General features: G+C 49.1%; 15 protein-coding genes. 11 read left to right on the plus strand and 4 right to left on the minus strand.

Annotation, left to right across the window (positions count from 1 at the left end; genetic code table 11):
- Positions 1-186: 186 nt before the first annotated feature.
- From ASC50_RS00980 to ASC50_RS01015, 8 genes are all read left to right on the plus strand, one after another.
- Complete coding sequence (locus tag ASC50_RS00980; protein ID WP_055431985.1) at positions 187-2,130, plus strand: fumarate reductase/succinate dehydrogenase flavoprotein subunit; 1,944 nt, start codon at positions 187-189, stop codon at positions 2,128-2,130.
- A gap of 106 nt (positions 2,131-2,236) precedes the next feature.
- On the plus strand, positions 2,237-2,992 hold the full coding sequence (locus tag ASC50_RS00985; protein ID WP_055432001.1) for a succinate dehydrogenase/fumarate reductase iron-sulfur subunit: 756 nt from the start codon (positions 2,237-2,239) through the stop codon (positions 2,990-2,992).
- 111 nt (positions 2,993-3,103) lie between these two features.
- A complete protein-coding gene (locus tag ASC50_RS00990; protein ID WP_082592013.1) occupies positions 3,104-3,829 on the plus strand; it encodes a hypothetical protein in 726 nt (241 codons plus the stop codon).
- Positions 3,830-3,832: 3 nt separating this feature from the next.
- The gene (locus ASC50_RS00995; RefSeq protein WP_055431987.1) at positions 3,833-4,240 is read left to right on the plus strand and encodes a sugar phosphate nucleotidyltransferase; all 408 of its coding nucleotides are present in this window, start codon (positions 3,833-3,835) and stop codon (positions 4,238-4,240) included.
- A gap of 11 nt (positions 4,241-4,251) precedes the next feature.
- Positions 4,252-4,770, plus strand: a complete 519-nt coding sequence (locus ASC50_RS01000) for a D-glycero-alpha-D-manno-heptose-1,7-bisphosphate 7-phosphatase (RefSeq protein ID WP_055431988.1) — start codon at positions 4,252-4,254, stop codon at positions 4,768-4,770.
- 10 nt (positions 4,771-4,780) lie between these two features.
- Positions 4,781-5,890 carry a glycosyltransferase gene (locus tag ASC50_RS01005; protein WP_055431989.1) on the plus strand — a complete coding sequence of 370 codons (1,110 nt, stop codon included), beginning with the start codon at positions 4,781-4,783 and terminating at the stop codon, positions 5,888-5,890.
- 138 nt (positions 5,891-6,028) lie between these two features.
- The gene (locus ASC50_RS01010; RefSeq protein WP_055431990.1) at positions 6,029-8,068 is read left to right on the plus strand and encodes a dipeptidyl-peptidase 3 family protein; all 2,040 of its coding nucleotides are present in this window, start codon (positions 6,029-6,031) and stop codon (positions 8,066-8,068) included.
- Positions 8,061-10,334 carry a RelA/SpoT family protein gene (locus ASC50_RS01015; RefSeq protein ID WP_226995307.1) on the plus strand — a complete coding sequence of 758 codons (2,274 nt, stop codon included), beginning with the start codon at positions 8,061-8,063 and terminating at the stop codon, positions 10,332-10,334. Before ASC50_RS01010 ends, ASC50_RS01015 begins: the two co-directional genes overlap by 8 nt.
- On the opposite strand, the gene ASC50_RS01020 is transcribed toward ASC50_RS01015, so the two are convergent.
- The 4 genes from ASC50_RS01020 to ribD form a co-directional block, all read right to left on the minus strand.
- Entirely contained in the window at positions 10,331-11,323 is a 993-nt protein-coding gene (locus tag ASC50_RS01020; RefSeq protein ID WP_082592011.1) for a winged helix DNA-binding domain-containing protein, read from the minus strand. The two genes, ASC50_RS01015 and ASC50_RS01020, sit on opposite strands and share 4 nt — an antisense overlap.
- Before the next feature lie 46 nt (positions 11,324-11,369).
- Positions 11,370-11,684, minus strand: coding sequence for a HigA family addiction module antitoxin (locus ASC50_RS01025; RefSeq protein WP_055431991.1), 315 nt, complete (start codon positions 11,682-11,684; stop codon positions 11,370-11,372).
- Positions 11,685-11,691: 7 nt separating this feature from the next.
- Positions 11,692-12,009, minus strand: coding sequence for a type II toxin-antitoxin system RelE/ParE family toxin (locus ASC50_RS01030; RefSeq protein ID WP_055431992.1), 318 nt, complete (start codon positions 12,007-12,009; stop codon positions 11,692-11,694).
- A 291-nt stretch (positions 12,010-12,300) separates the two neighbouring features.
- A complete protein-coding gene (gene ribD, locus ASC50_RS01035; protein WP_226995308.1) occupies positions 12,301-13,254 on the minus strand; it encodes a bifunctional diaminohydroxyphosphoribosylaminopyrimidine deaminase/5-amino-6-(5-phosphoribosylamino)uracil reductase RibD in 954 nt (317 codons plus the stop codon).
- A gap of 53 nt (positions 13,255-13,307) precedes the next feature.
- Here ribD and ASC50_RS01040 point away from each other — a divergent pair, with 53 nt between their 5' ends.
- From ASC50_RS01040 to tilS, 3 genes are all read left to right on the plus strand, one after another.
- Positions 13,308-13,853 carry an outer membrane beta-barrel protein gene (locus ASC50_RS01040; protein ID WP_055431993.1) on the plus strand — a complete coding sequence of 182 codons (546 nt, stop codon included), beginning with the start codon at positions 13,308-13,310 and terminating at the stop codon, positions 13,851-13,853.
- Positions 13,854-13,856: 3 nt separating this feature from the next.
- On the plus strand, positions 13,857-15,887 hold the full coding sequence (gene priA / locus ASC50_RS01045; RefSeq protein WP_055431994.1) for a replication restart helicase PriA: 2,031 nt from the start codon (positions 13,857-13,859) through the stop codon (positions 15,885-15,887).
- 85 nt (positions 15,888-15,972) lie between these two features.
- The coding region (tilS, locus tag ASC50_RS01050; protein WP_082592012.1) for a tRNA lysidine(34) synthetase TilS at positions 15,973-16,604 on the plus strand (632 nt) is incomplete at its 3' end.

A 16,604-nucleotide genomic window follows, 5' to 3' on the forward strand; every position in this document is an offset into this window, starting at 1 on the left:
CAACGGTCATCGCGATAGGCTTCGCAATATGCCCTGTGTATTTTGGGTTGCAAAGTTTGTTAAATGGCACAATGACAATAGTTTAAAAATGTCATGGCGGGCTTGACCCCCCATCCCCTGATTATACAAGGGATTGCGGGTCAAGCCCGCAATGACAAATAATTCATAATTTATAATTAGAAAGATATGACAAAATTAGAAGCAAAAATTCCGGCGGGACAGCTTGCCGAAAAATGGACAAATTATAAGGACCACCAGAAATTGGTGAATCCTGCTAACAAACGCCGCTTGGACGTGATTGTGGTGGGCACCGGCTTGGCGGGTGCTTCGGCTGCCGCTTCGCTGGGCGAACTGGGTTTCAATGTGCTGAATTTCTGTATTCAGGACTCGCCGCGGCGGGCACATTCCATTGCTGCTCAGGGAGGTATCAATGCAGCAAAAAATTATCAAAATGATGGCGACTCGGTTTACCGTCTGTTTTACGACACCATCAAGGGCGGCGACTACCGTGCCCGTGAAGCCAATGTCTATCGTTTGGCGGAGGTGTCGAACAGTATTATCGACCAATGTGTGGCACAGGGGGTTCCTTTCGCCCGTGAATATGGCGGATTGCTCGACAATCGCTCATTTGGGGGTGCTCAGGTGTCGCGCACTTTTTATGCCAAAGGGCAAACCGGTCAGCAATTGTTGCTCGGAGCCTATTCCGCTCTCAGTCGGCAAGTTGGCAAAGGCTCGGTGAAACTTTACACCCGTTACGAGATGTTGGACTTGGTGGTGATTGACGGTCGCGCTCGCGGCATCATCGCCCGCAATTTGGTGACCGGAAAAATCGAACGTTTTGCTGCTCATGCCGTTGTAATTGGTTCAGGAGGCTACGGAAACACGTTTTTTCTCTCCACCAACGCGATGAACAGCAACGGCTCAGCTGCGATGCAGTGCTACCGCAAAGGGGCGTTGTTTGCTAATCCGGCGTTTGCACAAATCCACCCGACTTGTATTCCCGTGCACGGCGAATTTCAGTCGAAACTGACCCTGATGTCCGAATCGTTGCGCAACGATGGGCGTATCTGGGTGCCGAAAAAACTCGAAGATGCCCAAGCTATTCAGGCAGGGACTCTGAAGCCCACGGCAATCCCCGAAGAAGACCGCGACTACTATCTGGAACGCCGCTATCCGGCATTCGGAAATTTGGTGCCGCGCGATGTGGCTTCTCGCGCTGCCAAAGAGCGTTGCGATGCCGGATATGGTGTCAATAACACAGGCTTGGCGGTTTATTTGGACTTTTCGGAGGCTATCAACCGTTTGGGTTTGAAGACGGTAGAGGCGCGCTACGGCAACCTTTTCCAGATGTACGAAAAAATCACGGACGAAAATCCTTACAAAACGCCGATGATGATATTTCCCGCCATCCACTACACGATGGGTGGCTTGTGGGTTGATTATGAATTGATGACCACCGTGCAGGGCTGTTTCGCGATAGGCGAGGCAAATTTCTCCGACCACGGTGCCAACCGCTTGGGGGCTTCGGCATTGATGCAGGGACTGGCAGACGGCTATTTCGTATTGCCCTACACCATTCAAAACTATTTGGCAGACCAAATTGCCGTACCCCGTTTCAGCGTGGAACGTCCCGAATTTGAGGCAGCAGAGCAGGCTGTGGAAAGCAAAATAGCCAAATTGATGAGCATACAAGGCAACCGCTCGGTGGATTCGTTCCACAAAGCATTGGGTCACATCATGTGGAACAATGTGGGCATGGGGCGCACCAAAGAGTCGTTGGAAACGGCATTGAAAGAAATCAAGGCATTGAAAAAAGAATTTTGGGCAGACGTGTTCATCCCCGGCGAACCCAACACCCTGAACACGGAGTTGGAAAAAGCCCTGCGCGTAGCCGACTTCTTCGACATAGGCGAACTGATGGCATTGGACGGCTTAAACCGCAACGAATCCTGCGGCGGACACCTCCGCGAAGAATATCAAACCCCCGAAGGAGAAGCCCTCCGCGACGACGAAAACTTCGCGTATGCCTCCTGCTGGGAATATCAGGGCGATGATAAAACGCCGGAGCTGGTGAAGGAGCAATTGGATTATGAGTTTGTGGTGAGACAACAGAGAAATTATAAATCGTAAAAAATCCTGTCATGGCGGGCTTGACCCGCCATCCCCTGAAACGGAGAGCACTCTATTTTTGAGGGGATTGCGGGTCAAGCCCGCAATGACAATAAAAATAATAGTTATGGATAAAGATATAAATGTAAAAGTGCGCATTTGGCGTCAGCAGGGTCCCAAGGCGAAGGGGCATTTTGAGACTTACAAATTGCAGAACATCTCCGGCGGCACGTCCTTTTTGGAGATGCTCGACATCTTGAACGAACAGTTGATTCGCGACAAGCAGGAGCCGGTGGTGTTTGACAACGACTGCCGCGAAGGTATTTGCGGGATGTGCTCGCTGTATGTCAACGGGCATCCGCACGGTCCCGACGACCTGATAACGACCTGCCAGCTTCACATGCGCCACTTCAAAAATGGCGAAACGATTACGGTGGAGCCGTGGCGTTCGGCTGCCTTCCCTGTGGTGCGCGACTTGATGGTTGACCGTCAGGCGTTCGACAAAATCATGCAAGCAGGCGGCTTCGTGAGCGTGAACACAGGCGGTGTGCCCGATGCCAACGCGATTCCAATTTCCAAAATTGCCGCCGACGAAGCGATGGATGCAGCCAGCTGTATTGGTTGTGGAGCTTGTGTGGCAGCTTGCAAAAACGGTTCGGCGATGCTGTTCGTGTCGGCAAAAGTGAGTCAGTTGGCACTGCTTCCGCAAGGCAAAGTGGAAGCCAAAAATCGCGCCAAAAAGATGGTCGCCAAGATGGACGAACTCGGCTTCGGCAATTGCACCAACACCCGCGCCTGCGAACTTGAATGTCCCAAAGGCGTGAGTATCAGCAATATAGCGCGGCTGAATCGCTCTTTTTTGAGTGCGAAGTTGAGTGATTGAAAGGCTTTGTCATTGCGGGCTACAGAGTACGCTATTTTTTTGTATAACCGAAAAAAAGCACTACCTTTGCACCTCAAACTAAGAGAGAAAAAACGTAGCGACACACAACTTATGAATTACAAACTATATAGAAGCAAAGCCCCCTTGCGCATCGGGCTGGCGGGCGGCGGTTCGGATGTCAGCCCTTACTCCGACTTGTACGGAGGGGCGATTTTGAACGCGACCATTTCGCTGTATGCGTATGTCAACATTGAGCGGCAGGATTTGCAAATGGCCGGTGGCAAGCAAGACCAATATGCCGCCACGTTCGGCGGGGTCAATTATATGGAGTTTTACGAAGGCAACAAAGTGATAGTCAATCCGTTGCGTATCGACAAACCGCACTTGCACGAGTTGGAAAATAATTTGCTGCTGTATTTCACGCAAACTACCCATGTGTCGTCAGACATCATCGCAGAGCAGCAAAAAAACGTGACAACTCACAACACAAACTCTGTGGAGGCGATGCACAAAATCAAAGCACAGGCACAAGAGATGAAAGAAGCACTCCTGACGGGCAAAATCGACCGCATAGGCGAAATTTTTGACGAAGGCTTTGCCTATAAAAGACAAATGGCAACCAACGTTTCCAACCCCCTGTTGGACGAAATTTACGAAGCGGCAAAACAAGCCGGAGCAAGCGGCGGACGCATTTCCGGAGCCGGAGGCGGCGGTTTCATGCTGTTTTATTGCCCCAACAACAAGAAATTCAGGGTCATGAAAGCCCTCGAACGCTTTGGCGGGCAGTTTTATCTCTACCGGTTTGTGAAAGACGGACTTTTTACATGGAATATTTAAATAATGGAAGTAATTATTTTAGCGGGAGGTATCGGCAGTCGGTTGCAATCGGTTGTCAGCGATGTACCTAAATGTATGGCACCGGTGGACGAGAAGCCGTTTTTGCACTATCTTTTTCAGTATCTGATTCCCAGTAAGCCCGACAGGGTGGTGCTTGCCTTGGGCTACAAGCATGAAATTGTGGAGGCGTGGGTGGCTACGCTTCAGTTGCCGTTTGAGGTGGTGAACAGCATCGAAAGTTCGCCCTTAGGCACCGGTGGAGCCATTAAAAAAGCATTTTCGGCGGTGCAGGGCGATTATGCGATTGTCGTCAATGGCGATACGTTTTTCGAGATTGGTTTGGATGGATTCGCGCTATTTCATCGACATCGGCGTGCCGGAAGATTACGAAATGGCGCAAACGTTCTTTAACAAACCGGAAGATGACAAAGATCCTTGGCACAGCATTATTTCTAGATCGTGACGGTGTAATTAATCAGGAACGCCCCGGTGATTATGTGAAAACACGCGATGATTTTGTCTTTCTACCGCATGTTTTAGAGGCATTAGCTATGCTAAATCAGCATTTCAACCGCATTTTCATTGTTACTAACCAGCGAGGCGTTGGCAAAGGTGTGATGACACGCGAAGCATTGGACGAGATTCATTTGTGGATGCTGCAACGCATCACAGCCGCCGGTGGACGCATCGACAAAATTTACACCTGCACCGACATAAACGATGACTCACCCAACCGCAAGCCCAACATAGGCATGGCAGTGCAAGCCGTAAAAGATTTCCCCGAAGTCCTTTTCTCCGAGAGCATTATGGTAGGCAACAGCCTTTCCGACATGCAGTTTGGCGAAAATACGGGCATGCAGACGGTTCTCGTGGGCGAAAACGCAGATGAAGGACACTACACACGAGAGCCGGATTTATTGACATTTGCGCAACATTTATGAAAATAGATTTATGAAAATAGCCATTCTATCCCCATTTTATCCCTATCGCGGCGGCATTGCGCAGTTTAGCGGGAGGCTCTACGATGTGCTGAACGCGCAAAATCACGCGGTAAAAGTATTTTCATTCGCACGGTTATATCCGGCAATGCTTTTCCCCGGCAAAACGCAATTTGTAGAGGCTGAAAATAATGCGAAAATCGTGCCTGTTGAGCGCGTTTTGGACAGCATACAGCCGATTTCCTACCACAAAACGGTCAAAGCCATTGAAAAATTTCAACCTGATATGCTGATTATCGCCTATTGGATGTCGTTTTTTGCACCGGCTTATACCTACGTGGCTAAACGACTGAGAAAAAAAACAAAAGTAATCGGATTGTTACACAACGCCATCCCCCACGAGCCCAAATTCTTTGACAAGCCCTTGGCCCGCCTGTTTTTCAAGCAATGCGACTATTTCATGGTCATGAGCGACATTGTGAAAAACGATTTGCTCCGGCTGAAACCCAATGCCCAATTTTGTCAAACACCGCATCCGCTCTACGACCACTATGGCGAAAAAATGGATGTCAAGCAAGCACGGACGAAATTGGGCATCCATTCGGAAAAAAAAACGCTACTGTTTTTCGGCTTAATCCGCGACTACAAAGGCTTGGACTTGCTGATTGAGGCAATGAATGTGTTAGACGATGAGTATCAACTAATTATAGCGGGCGAAAGTTACGGCTCATTCGACAAATACCAAAAGCAAATTGACCAATCAACTGCCACAGAGCGCATTAAGGTCATCAACCGCTACATCGGTGATGCCGACATCCCCATCCTGTTTTCTGCCGCCGACACCATCGTGCTGCCCTACAAATCAGCCACCCAGAGCGGTGTGATACCCGTAGCCTACCATTTTGAGGTGCCGGTAGTAACGACGGATGTAGGCGGATTGAAAGATGCCATTGCAGGTGCCGGCACAGGCATCGTCTGCCAACCAACAGCACAATCGCTTGCTGATGGCATCCGGAAATTATTTGCAAGCGACCACAACTCGTTCATCACAGCTATCCGGCAGGAAAAAACAGCCCTGTCGTGGGAGAAATTTGCAGAAAAAGTGGTTGTGAAGCCGCTGTAATTGAACGACACAGCGGCTGACATTTTTTGGGGGGTCTTCAGGAAATTGCATGGCACGATATTGCTGCCCCTGAAACAAACATAACTCATAACTCATAACTATTTCGTACCTTTGTCGTCAAATTTAATTTTACTCACAATGCAAAAGATATTTTTAATAATGATGACAACAGCTACGTTGTGCGCAGGATGCTGCGACAAGGAGAAACAAACAGAGTTTGATTACAATGTGGAGAAATTCGCCGATTTAGGCGTTCTACGCTATCAGGTAACGGATTGGGACAGCCTTTCGGCTCAGCAGAAGGCTTATATCTACTGCTTGCAAGAGGCGGCTTTATGGGGTCGCGACATCTTGTTTGACCAGAACAACCGCTACAATTTGGCTATTCGCCGCACTTTGGAGGCGATTTATGCCACATACAAGGGCGACACGGCAACCGATGATTACAAGGCGTTTGAGGTTTACACCAAGCGCGTGTGGTTCTCAAACGGGATTCATCACCACTATGGCGAAGAAAAATTCTTGCCTGAATTTTCGCAGACGTTTTTTATTGATGCTGTGTGCGAGTTGGCTCCTGAACAGCTTCCTACCCGTCAAGGGCAGTCTGTGGATGCGTTTTTGAAGGAAATCGTGCCGGTGATGTTTGACCCCAATGTGATGGCGAAAAAAGTCAATCAAGACCCCACTGTGGATGTGATTGTGGCTTCGGCGAACAATTATTACGGCGATGGCGTAACCGCAACAGAGGTGGAAAAATACTACGGAGCGATGAAAAATCCGAAAGACCTGTCGCCCGTTGCTTACGGATTGAACAGCCGTTTGGTGAAAAAAGATGGCAAATTGGTTGAGGAGGTATATAAGGTGGGCGGACTTTATTCTGCCGGTATCGAAAAGGTGGTGCATTGGCTGAACGAGGCGCAGAAATACGCCGAAAATGAGGCGCAAAAACAGGCAACTGCCAAATTGATAGCGTTTTACAACACCGGTTCATTGAAAACGTATGACGAATATGCGATTGCCTGGGTGCAAGATACCGAGTCGCTGGTGGATTATGTAAACGGCTTCACAGAGTCGTATGGCGATGCTTTGGGCATCAAAGCCAGCTGGGAAGCGATGGTAAATTTTCAGGATATTCGCCTGACCAAATCGGTGAAAATCCTGAGCGAAAACGCGCAATGGTTTGAAAACAATTCGCCTGTGGCACAGCAGTTTAAGAAAGAAAAAGTGAAAGGCATCTCCGCCAAAGCCATCACAGCAGCCACTTTGGGCGGCGACTGCTACCCCACCACGCCAATCGGAATTAACTTGCCCAATTCCAACTGGATACGCAAAGAATACGGCTCCAAATCCGTCACCGTCACCAACATCACCGAAGCCTACGACAAGGCGGCGGCAGGCAGCGGCTTCGCGGACGAATTTGTGTGCTGCCCCGAAGAAAAGAAGCGCATGGAAGACTACGGATCCGTGACCGACAACCTCCACACATCCATGCACGAATGCCTCGGACATGCCTCCGGACAACTCCTGCCGGGCGTCGACCCCGATGCCCTGAAAGCCTACGGCTCCACATGGGAAGAAGCCCGCGCCGACCTGTTCGCCCTCTACTACATAGCCGACCCGAAAGTGGTGGAATTAGGATTATTGCCCAACATGGATGCCCACAAAGCCGAATATTACAAATTCGTGATGAACGGCTTGATGACCCAACTCTCACGCATCGAAGAAGGCAAAAGCATCGAAGAAGCCCACATGCGCAACCGCGCCATGATTGCCCACTGGGTGCTCGACCACGGCAAAGCCGAAAATGTAGTGGAATTGTTGCAAGAAAACGGCAAAACAGTGGTAGTAGTCCACGATTACGCGAAATTGCGCAACCTCTTCGGACAACTTTTGGCAGAAGTGCAGCGCGTGAAATCCACCGGCGACTACCAAACAGCCCAAACCCTGGTAGAAGCCTACGGTGTGAAAGTGGACCCAACACTGCACGCAGAAGTCCGCGCCCGCTACAAAAAGCTAAAAATAGCCCCCTACAAAGGCTTCATAAACCCCGTATATGAAGCAACACACGACAAAGAAGGCAACATCACAGACGTAAAGGTAAGCTACACAGAGGGTTATGCCGAACAACATTTGCGCTATAGCAAGGATTATTCGGTTTTGCCGACGTATAATGATTGAGGAGAATGCAGACAACATGAGTGCGGACAATGACAGGATGGTAACCGACGACGAGCAGGTGCAGCAAGCCTACGAGCAGCTGCTGGACAGCTATGCGCATTCCAATCATCGGCGGAAGTTTGATGTGCTCAACAAGGCTTTCAAGTTTGCTGACCAGGCGCACCGGGGCGTTAAACGGCGATCGGGTGAGCCTTATATCCTGCATCCGTTGGCTGTGGCGCAGATTGTGATTGATGAGATGGGGCTTGGCTCTACTTCCATTGCGGCTGCGCTGTTGCACGATGTGGTGGAGGATACGGATTACACGGTGGAGGATATTCGCAACTTGTTTGGCGATAAAATTGCGCAGTTGGTGGACGGACTTACCAAGATTTCGGGCGGCATTTTCGCCGAGGCAGCCTCTGCACAGGCTGAGAATATGCGCCGATTGTTGCTCACCATGTCCAATGATATTCGCGTGATACTGATAAAAATCGCAGACCGGTTGCATAATATGCGCACACTTGGCGCAATGCTGCCCGCCAAACAATACAAAATTGCCGGCGAAACGACCTATCTTTATGCCCCTATGGCGCACCGACTGGGGCTTTTTGCCATCAAAACCGAGTTGGAAGATTTGAGTTTTAAGTATGAACACCCCGAAGCCTACAAACAAATTGAGCAAAAGTTGATGGCAACGGCAGACGACCGCGACCGCATTTACGCCCGTTTTGCACATCCTTTAGAACTCAAACTCAACGAGTTAGGCGTTCAATACAAAATGCACTCACGCACGAAATCGGTTTATTCGATTTGGCACAAGATGCAAGCCAAAAATATTGGTTTCGAGGATGTATACGACATTTTTGCCGCGCGCATCATCTTTGAACCACGGAGCGATACGGACGTCAAAAAGCAGTGCTGGGACATTTATTCGGCAGTTACCGACCTCTACAAACCGCGTCCCGACCGCATTCGCGACTGGCTGAGCCACCCCAAAGAGAATGGCTATCAGGCGTTACACATCACGGTGATGGGTCCCGACGGCTTCTGGATTGAAATTCAAATCAGGAGCGACAAAATGGACAATATCGCCGAAAAAGGCTATGCCGCCCATTGGAAATACAAGGAGGAAAACCCCGACGAACCGGCAGAAACAAACGAACTTGACCACTGGCTGGCACGCATACAGGACATTTTGGAGGCACCCAGCCCCAATGCGATGGATTTTTTGGACACCATCAAACTGAATCTTTACGGTTCGGAGATATTCGTTTTTACGCCGCATGGAGATATGCGCACGATGCCACAAAATGCTACTGCTCTGGACTTTGCATACGAAATTCACACCGATGTGGGCGACCATTGCATCGGCGCGAAAGTCAACCACACCTTGGTGCCGCTCAGCCACCGCCTCGAAAGTGGCGACCAGGTAGAGATTTTGACATCACGCTCGCACTACCCCAAAGAGGAATGGACGAGTTTCGTGACGACTGCCAAAGCGAAGACGCGGATTGAGTTGTTTCTCCGAAAACAGCAACGCAACAAGATGAAAGAGGGCGAAAAAATGCTGACCATTGCCCTTAACAAAGCGGGTATAGAAGTGACGCCGCAAGTGTCGGACAAATTTTGCGCCTACTACGTTTTTCCGAAAAAGGAAAATCTGTATTACGCGCTTGCCGAAAAGCAAATTGAATTGCCCGAAAATTTGCAGAAAATTTTGAAAGAGAAAACGAAAAACAGTATCATGCGCTATGTGAAAAACCCTTTTCACACCAATAAAACCGACAAAATCGACAAAAAAGGTGCACCGAAAGCACCGCCTATTGATAAAGACCAAACTTATCTCCTCAAAGAGGAGGATTTTCAGAAAAATTTCCTCACCCAATCCTGCTGTCAGCCTATTCCGGGCGATGATGTGTTTGGTTTTATCCGCGACGACGGATTGTTGGAAATCCACAAACACTCTTGCCTGCCCGCGTTGACGTTCAAAACGCGGTTTGGCGACCGCATCGTCAGTTGCGAATGGGCGGGCTATCAAAAATTCTCCTTCCAAAGCACCCTGCAACTGACCGGACTCGACCGGATAGGCATGCTTAACGACATCACACGCACCCTTACCTACGAATTTTCCACCAATGTGCGCAAATTTCACATTGAGTCGACCGGCGGACTTTTTGAAGGTCGCATCGAAGTGGATGTCCACAGTGCCGACGATCTCAACAAAATCATCAACCGCTTGCAAAAAATTAAGGGCGTGAAGAGCGTGGTGCGGGTGACGAATTAAAAATAATCCATCAACACCGCCTGCTTTTTGTTAGGTGATTTTTTCCACAGCCCTACAACTTGCCCGTTTACCACGATGACCGGGCGGAAAACACCATTGCTCGAAACGGCTTTGCTGAGGTGTGGGGCGGGGAGTACCGGTGTGCGGTCGGTGTAGGCGATAATGTATTCATCATAAGCCGGCAATAACAACTCCGAATTTTTTGGAGTTGCTCCGTCCTCGTATCTCTTTGACAACCAATAGGTTCGCCCGTCTATTTCGGCTGCCTGCAAATCTGATTTTATGGCTTCCATGCCTTTTTTTGCCTCCGTCTGTGACAAGCCCGACCACCACGCAAAGTCGGACAAAGTGGCGGGGCTGTGGCTTCTGAAATAGCTGTGAGTCAGTTTTGCCAATGCCTCCTCGCGCGATGGCACCGAAGAGACCGGTGCGCGCTCGTCCAGCAAGGCGTAGGTCTGCTCCTTCCCCTGCATCGCCCCGCTACACACGATGGCATCCAATTCTGCCCGCATCGTGAAATGGTACATGCGGGACGAATCTACCATGATGTTTGCGCTTTCCAATGCCGCCATTAATTCCTTGCGTGTCAGGTGTTTATTGCCTTCCAAAGCACGTTGGAAAACGTGGTTGGTTTTGTCGTAAAGAGCCTCTGTGATGTCCAAATCCCTGTCGCGCGAACGGGATGACGATTTGATGCGCTCTGCCGACAGCAACAACATACCGCGAATGTCTTCCGGCGTCACAAAATGCCATGTCGGGCGCATGACGTGGGTGCGGAGAATGTCGCCGCAGTCAAATGCCTCCTGAATTATCCGGTCGGTACTGCCGGGAAGTCGCACGCCGACAGCCAATTTCGCCATCCCAAAATCCTGCGCCTGCATAGCTCCCATCCACGCCACAACCTCTTTGGGAGTCTGCAAAGTGCTATCCGAAAGTTGATGACTTTGAAGCCGTATCGCAGCAATTTGCTCAAAGGTTATTTGTTTCATACATAAAAATGTTTATAAAAAATACGGCACAAAAGTACATCTTTAATTACAGCAATGTTGCCACCATTTTGCGCACTTCTGCAAGGCGTTTAGAAAATTGTTTATCCTTGCTTGCCACTTGCATATTGTATTTCAGTTGCATACGCATCAGCGCATCGGCAGGCAAGTTCATAGCTGCTTCAAACAGCATCGCTGTATCCACCGTGAGCGGGCGGCGTTCCTTGAGAATATCATTTAAAATGCTGTAAGACAACCCCATTTGCTCGGCAAGTTTCTTTTTTGAAGTGCCGCGATATTCAATTTCATCTGACAATACTTCGCCCGGGTGTGTAGGGCGAAATCCAAATCCTAAATTTCCCATAACTTATCTATTTATAATGATTTGAAAGTTCTTCTATGTCACACACTGTTACAACCGTTTCTGAAACAACTTGGCTTGTAGTGAACTCAATTCGATATTGGTCGTTTACCCTGACCGATTCAAGCCCCTCTTTATCACCATGCAATTTTTCATACTGCAAACCATTGTAAACAAACAGACCTTCAACACTCGTCACAGACTCCAAAATATCAATCGTTTTGCGATATTTTTCAGCCACTTGCGGCTGAAAACGATGTTTTTTGTCTGTTGTCTTGCCCGTTTTATACAATTCGCGCAGATACTCTTTTTTGAATACGATTTCCATACAGTTTTGCTATTAGGCGGCAAAGATACAACTTTTTTTGTCAAAACTGTTTTTTTTTGAAAATTAATTATTTTTGAATTGTGCAAATATTTTTGAAAAAAAATCGAAAATTTGACGTACAAAAGTGAATACGATGTGAGGAATTGACAAGCAACCAAACGAGTTATTATATTAAAAAACCACCTTTCGGTGGTTAGGGTCTCGACATTTCTCATTCGAGAGGGGCTTGTATCATTTCTAACACAGTGCAAAGGTACGACATCTTTTTTAATCTACCAAACATTTTTGCAATTATTTTTGAAAAAATTTGAAATTATTGTATCTCCTGAATGGTGATAAACTCAAATCCGGTGCCTTCACCCCCACCCCCAGCCTCACATCACTCACCTCCACGCGCACTTCATCGCACAGTCCTGCATCAATAAAACTTTGTTGCAAGGTGGGTCCGCCTTCCACGATGAGCGATTGGATGCCTTGTTCGTAGAGTTCTTTCATCCACTGCGGCAGCGGTTTCGTGCTTTCGGCGGTGAGGCGGATGGGGTTGGTGCCGTGCCAGTGGCGTATGTTCAGTTGCGGTTGGTCTAATGCCTTTGTGCGGGTGCCTACCACTATGGCAGCCTCTTCTGCGCGCATTTTGTGCACTAATTGGGTTGTGAAATCGTTTGAGAAGCGGATGGCGGTTTGACCATCACCCACTTGGCGCAGGCGGTCAACAAAGCCGTCTGCCGATTGCGCCCATTTCAGGATGATGTAGGGGCGATGTTGGGTTACGAACGTCAGAAATCGCTTGTTGAGGGTCTCACATTCGGCTTTCAGCACGCCAACGGTCACTTCCACGCCTGCTTTTCGGAGCATTTCGATACCTCGCCCGTCCACTTTTGCAAAAGGGTCGGCGGCACCGACCACCACCTTTGGAATCTGCTTCGCAATAATCAGTTCGGCGCAAGGGGGCGTTTTGCCATAGTGCGCACAAGGCTCCAAATTGACATAAAGCATTGATTTTCGCAACAATTCGGGCTGCCGCACCGCGTTAATCGCATTGACCTCCGCGTGCGCTTCGCCAAACCGCCGGTGGTAGCCTTCGCCGATAATTCGCCCGCCGGACACCACCACCGCACCCACCATGGGGTTAGGTGCCACATATCCCAGTCCCTTGCGAGCCAATTCCAAGCAGCGGCGCATATATATATTGTCCCAATTTTCCATAAAAACGCAACAAAGGTATAAAATTATTTGGTTGTTCATTTGTTTTGTAGTACCTTTGCCGCCGAAATATATCATTTAAAATTTTAAACAATATGAAAAGAATTTTGTTAGTTGCTGCTTTGGCAGTGAGTGTGTTCGGAAGCGTTCAGGCGCAGTTTCATTACGGTCTGAAGGCAGGTGTTAATCTCGTGGAGCCTGATGTTACCGGCATAGAGAGTTTGGTTGGTTTTCAGGTAGGTCCAATGATTGAATTTATTGTACCGGTGATTGGTATTGGCTTTGATGCTGCGGTTCTTTATTCCCAGGACGGATTTAAGGCCGGTGGAGAAGAGTTTACCAACAAAAACGTGTTGATTCCCGTCAACTTGAAGTACAAATTAAGTCTTTTGGGCATAGTTGGAGCCTATGCAGCTGCCGGTCCGTATGCCAGCTTCAACGTTGATAGTGATATGGAAGCCACCAAATCGTTTGGCGCAGGCCTGAATTTCGGCATCGGTGCCGAACTATTTAGCAAGCTACAAGTGGGTGTAACCTACCAATTGGGCTTGACAGAAAGTTTCGATGCGTCGAAAATGGGTGATGCTTCACTTGATACTGCAACCAAAGGTTTTGTGATTTCTCTCGCTTATTGGTTCTAATTTGTGTACATCGAAGTCATTTTGCCGGTGCCGTTGGCTGACACGTTTACCTATTTCGTGCCTGCGGAATTGGAAGCGCGAGTTGTCTGTGGCGGCTTGGTAGAGGTGATTTTCGGGCATAAAAAATATTATGGCATAGTCGCATCCATCGGAGGGAAATCTTCGGTGGATGCGGCTGTTATTAAACCTATTGTGGCAGTGCCTGATGCCCCGCCCGCAGTGGATGCCCGTCAGTTGCAGTTTTGGGAGTGGCTGGCGGGGTATTATCTTTGCCGTCAGGGGGAGGTTTTTAAGGCGGCTTTGCCTCCGGCTTTTATTGAGAAAGGGCTGTTGCATTCTTTTAAGAAAAGAAACTTAAGGGGCTTAAGTAGCTTAAGAAACTTAAGCTGCTTAAATTCTTTGCAAGAGCAAGCCCTCCTTGAAATAAAAGCTTGCCTCCAAGACAAAAACGTCTGCCTCTTGCATGGCGTGACTTCTTCCGGCAAGACGGAGATTTATACTCATTTGATTCAGGAGACTTTGGATGCCGGACGGCAGGTGCTTTATCTGCTGCCGGAAATTGCTTTGACTACGCAGATTACCGGTCGTCTGCGGCAGTTTTTTGGTGAGCGGTTGGGGGTTTATCATTCGCAAATCAATCATCATGAGCGGAAGGAGATTTGGGAAGCAGTTACCAGTTACCAGTTACCAGTTACCAGTTACCAATTACCAATTACCAATTACCATATAATTCTTGGGGCGCGGTCTGCTGTGTTTTTGCCTTTTCGGAATTTGGGGTTGGTGATTGTGGATGAGGAGCATGAGCCGAGTTATAAGCAGCAAGACCCTGCGCCTCGCTATCATGCTCGTAATGCGGCGATTATGTTGGCGAGTATGCATGGTGCTAAGGTTGTGCTGGGTAGTGCTACGCCCTCGGTGGAGTCGTTTTATAATGCTCAGACGGGGAAATATGGGTATGTTCACCTTGAAAAACGGTTTGAGGACACCGAACTGCCGCGCATTATTCCGGTGGATGTGCAGGAGTTGCGGCGTACTAAGCAGATGAAGTCGATTTTTTCGCCTTTGTTGCAGGAGGCGATGCGGGCGGCGTTGGACAAGGGGGAGCAGGTGTTGCTGTTTCAAAATCGGCGGGGGTTTGCGCCTGTGATAAGTTGCAAGATATGCGATTGGACACCTAAATGCCGTTTTTGCGACATCAGCCTCACCTACCACAAGCAGAGCAACCGTCTGAAATGCCACTATTGCGGTCATGCCTACACCCTGCCGACCCAATGTCCCGAATGTGGCGGCGAGTTGGGCTTCGTGGGCTACGGCACCGAAAAAGTGGAGGAAGAAATCCGAGCATTGTTCTCCACCGCAGCGGTCGAACGGATGGACACCGACACCACCTCGACGAAAAAAGCGTTTGAAGACATCATCGCGCGCCTCGAAAGCGGGCAAACGCAGATTTTGATTGGCACACAGATGATTTCCAAAGGCTTAGACTTCGAGAAAGTGGGCTTGGTGGGCATTCTCAACGCCGATGCGCTGATGAACCACCCCGATTTCAGGGCTTATGAGCGGGCTTATCAACTGATGTCGCAAGTGTCCGGTCGCGCAGGTCGTCGCAAGGAGCGGGGCGAAGTGATTTTGCAAACTTCGCACATCGACCACGCGCTGATTCAGTCGGTATTGCAGCAAAACTACACCGAGATGTACACCACGCAGATGCAGGAGCGCGAACTGTTTCGCTACCCTCCCCTCTTCCGCCTCATCCACATCACGCTCAAGCATCGCTTGGACGACACCGTGAGGGATTTATCCGAAGCATTTGCCGCACAGTTGCGCGAAAAATTGGGCGACCGCGTGCTCGGTCCCGACCGACCGGCAGTCGGCAAAATACAAAACCTCTACCTCCGTCAAATCGTGTTGAAAATTGAAAACAAGGTGTCAATGACTGTGTTGCGCGAAATTTTGGAGGCAATTCAAGCCAATCTTTGGGGGCAAAAGCCTTTTAGGTACGCGATTGTGCAGTATGATGTGGACCCGGTGTAATAAAAAAAGTCTGCCTTCAATAGAAAAAACGTACCTTTGTGGCTAAATAAAATGAATTGGTTAAAAATATTTATAAGACAAGCTTGTGATTCGAAAAGTCCGACAATATATTGAAAAGCACCAACTACTCACTCAGCACGCAAAAATCATCGTTGGCGTGAGCGGCGGTGCCGATTCGGTGGCACTGCTCTACGTTTTACAGCGGTTGGGCTACAACTGCATAGCGGCACATTGCAATTTTCATTTGCGGGGCGATGAGGCGGACGGCGACGAGCAGTTGGCGCACCAATTGGCTACCGATTGGAATATACCCCATCACAAGGCGGATTTTGATACGCGGCAGATTGCCACGCAGCGGGGCATTTCTATTGAAATGGCGGCACGCGAATTGCGCTATACATGGTTTGAAGAACTTCGCCAACAACTTGATGCAGAGGCGATTGCGGTGGCGCATCACGAAGATGACAACATTGAAACGGTGCTGCTCAATCTGATTCGTGGCACCGGCATCAAGGGGCTGACGGGTATTGCGCCGAAAGCGGGGCACATCATTCGCCCGCTGCTGGGCGTTTCCAAAGCAGAAATTTTGCAATTTTGCGAAGAAAAATCTCTGCCGTATCGCACGGATTCCAGCAATTTGCAAGACACAGTCGCCCGCAATAAAGTCCGCCTCAACCTGCTACCGGTGCTGCAAACCATCAATCCGGCGGTGCGCAC

The organism is Candidatus Symbiothrix dinenymphae, from assembly GCF_001431085.1.

Excerpts from the sequence above, each read along its gene's own strand:
- ASC50_RS01040 (WP_055431993.1), top strand. The coding sequence starts at position 13,308 with ATGAAAAGAATTTTGTTAGTTGCTGCTTTGGCAGTGAGTGTGTTCGGA.
- ASC50_RS01025 (WP_055431991.1), bottom strand. The coding sequence starts at position 11,684 with ATGGGAAATTTAGGATTTGGATTTCGCCCTACACACCCGGGCGAAGTA.
- ASC50_RS01000 (WP_055431988.1), top strand. The coding sequence starts at position 4,252 with ATGACAAAGATCCTTGGCACAGCATTATTTCTAGATCGTGACGGTGTA.
- ASC50_RS01030 (WP_055431992.1), bottom strand. The coding sequence starts at position 12,009 with ATGGAAATCGTATTCAAAAAAGAGTATCTGCGCGAATTGTATAAAACG.
- ASC50_RS00995 (WP_055431987.1), top strand. The coding sequence starts at position 3,833 with ATGGAAGTAATTATTTTAGCGGGAGGTATCGGCAGTCGGTTGCAATCG.
- ASC50_RS01010 (WP_055431990.1), top strand. The coding sequence starts at position 6,029 with ATGCAAAAGATATTTTTAATAATGATGACAACAGCTACGTTGTGCGCA.
- ASC50_RS01005 (WP_055431989.1), top strand. The coding sequence starts at position 4,781 with ATGAAAATAGCCATTCTATCCCCATTTTATCCCTATCGCGGCGGCATT.
- ASC50_RS00990 (WP_082592013.1), top strand. The coding sequence starts at position 3,104 with ATGAATTACAAACTATATAGAAGCAAAGCCCCCTTGCGCATCGGGCTG.
- ASC50_RS00985 (WP_055432001.1), top strand. The coding sequence starts at position 2,237 with ATGGATAAAGATATAAATGTAAAAGTGCGCATTTGGCGTCAGCAGGGT.
- ASC50_RS00980 (WP_055431985.1), top strand. The coding sequence starts at position 187 with ATGACAAAATTAGAAGCAAAAATTCCGGCGGGACAGCTTGCCGAAAAA.
- ASC50_RS01015 (WP_226995307.1), top strand. The coding sequence starts at position 8,061 with ATGATTGAGGAGAATGCAGACAACATGAGTGCGGACAATGACAGGATG.
- ASC50_RS01020 (WP_082592011.1), bottom strand. The coding sequence starts at position 11,323 with ATGAAACAAATAACCTTTGAGCAAATTGCTGCGATACGGCTTCAAAGT.
- ribD (WP_226995308.1), bottom strand. The coding sequence starts at position 13,254 with ATGAACAACCAAATAATTTTATACCTTTGTTGCGTTTTTATGGAAAAT.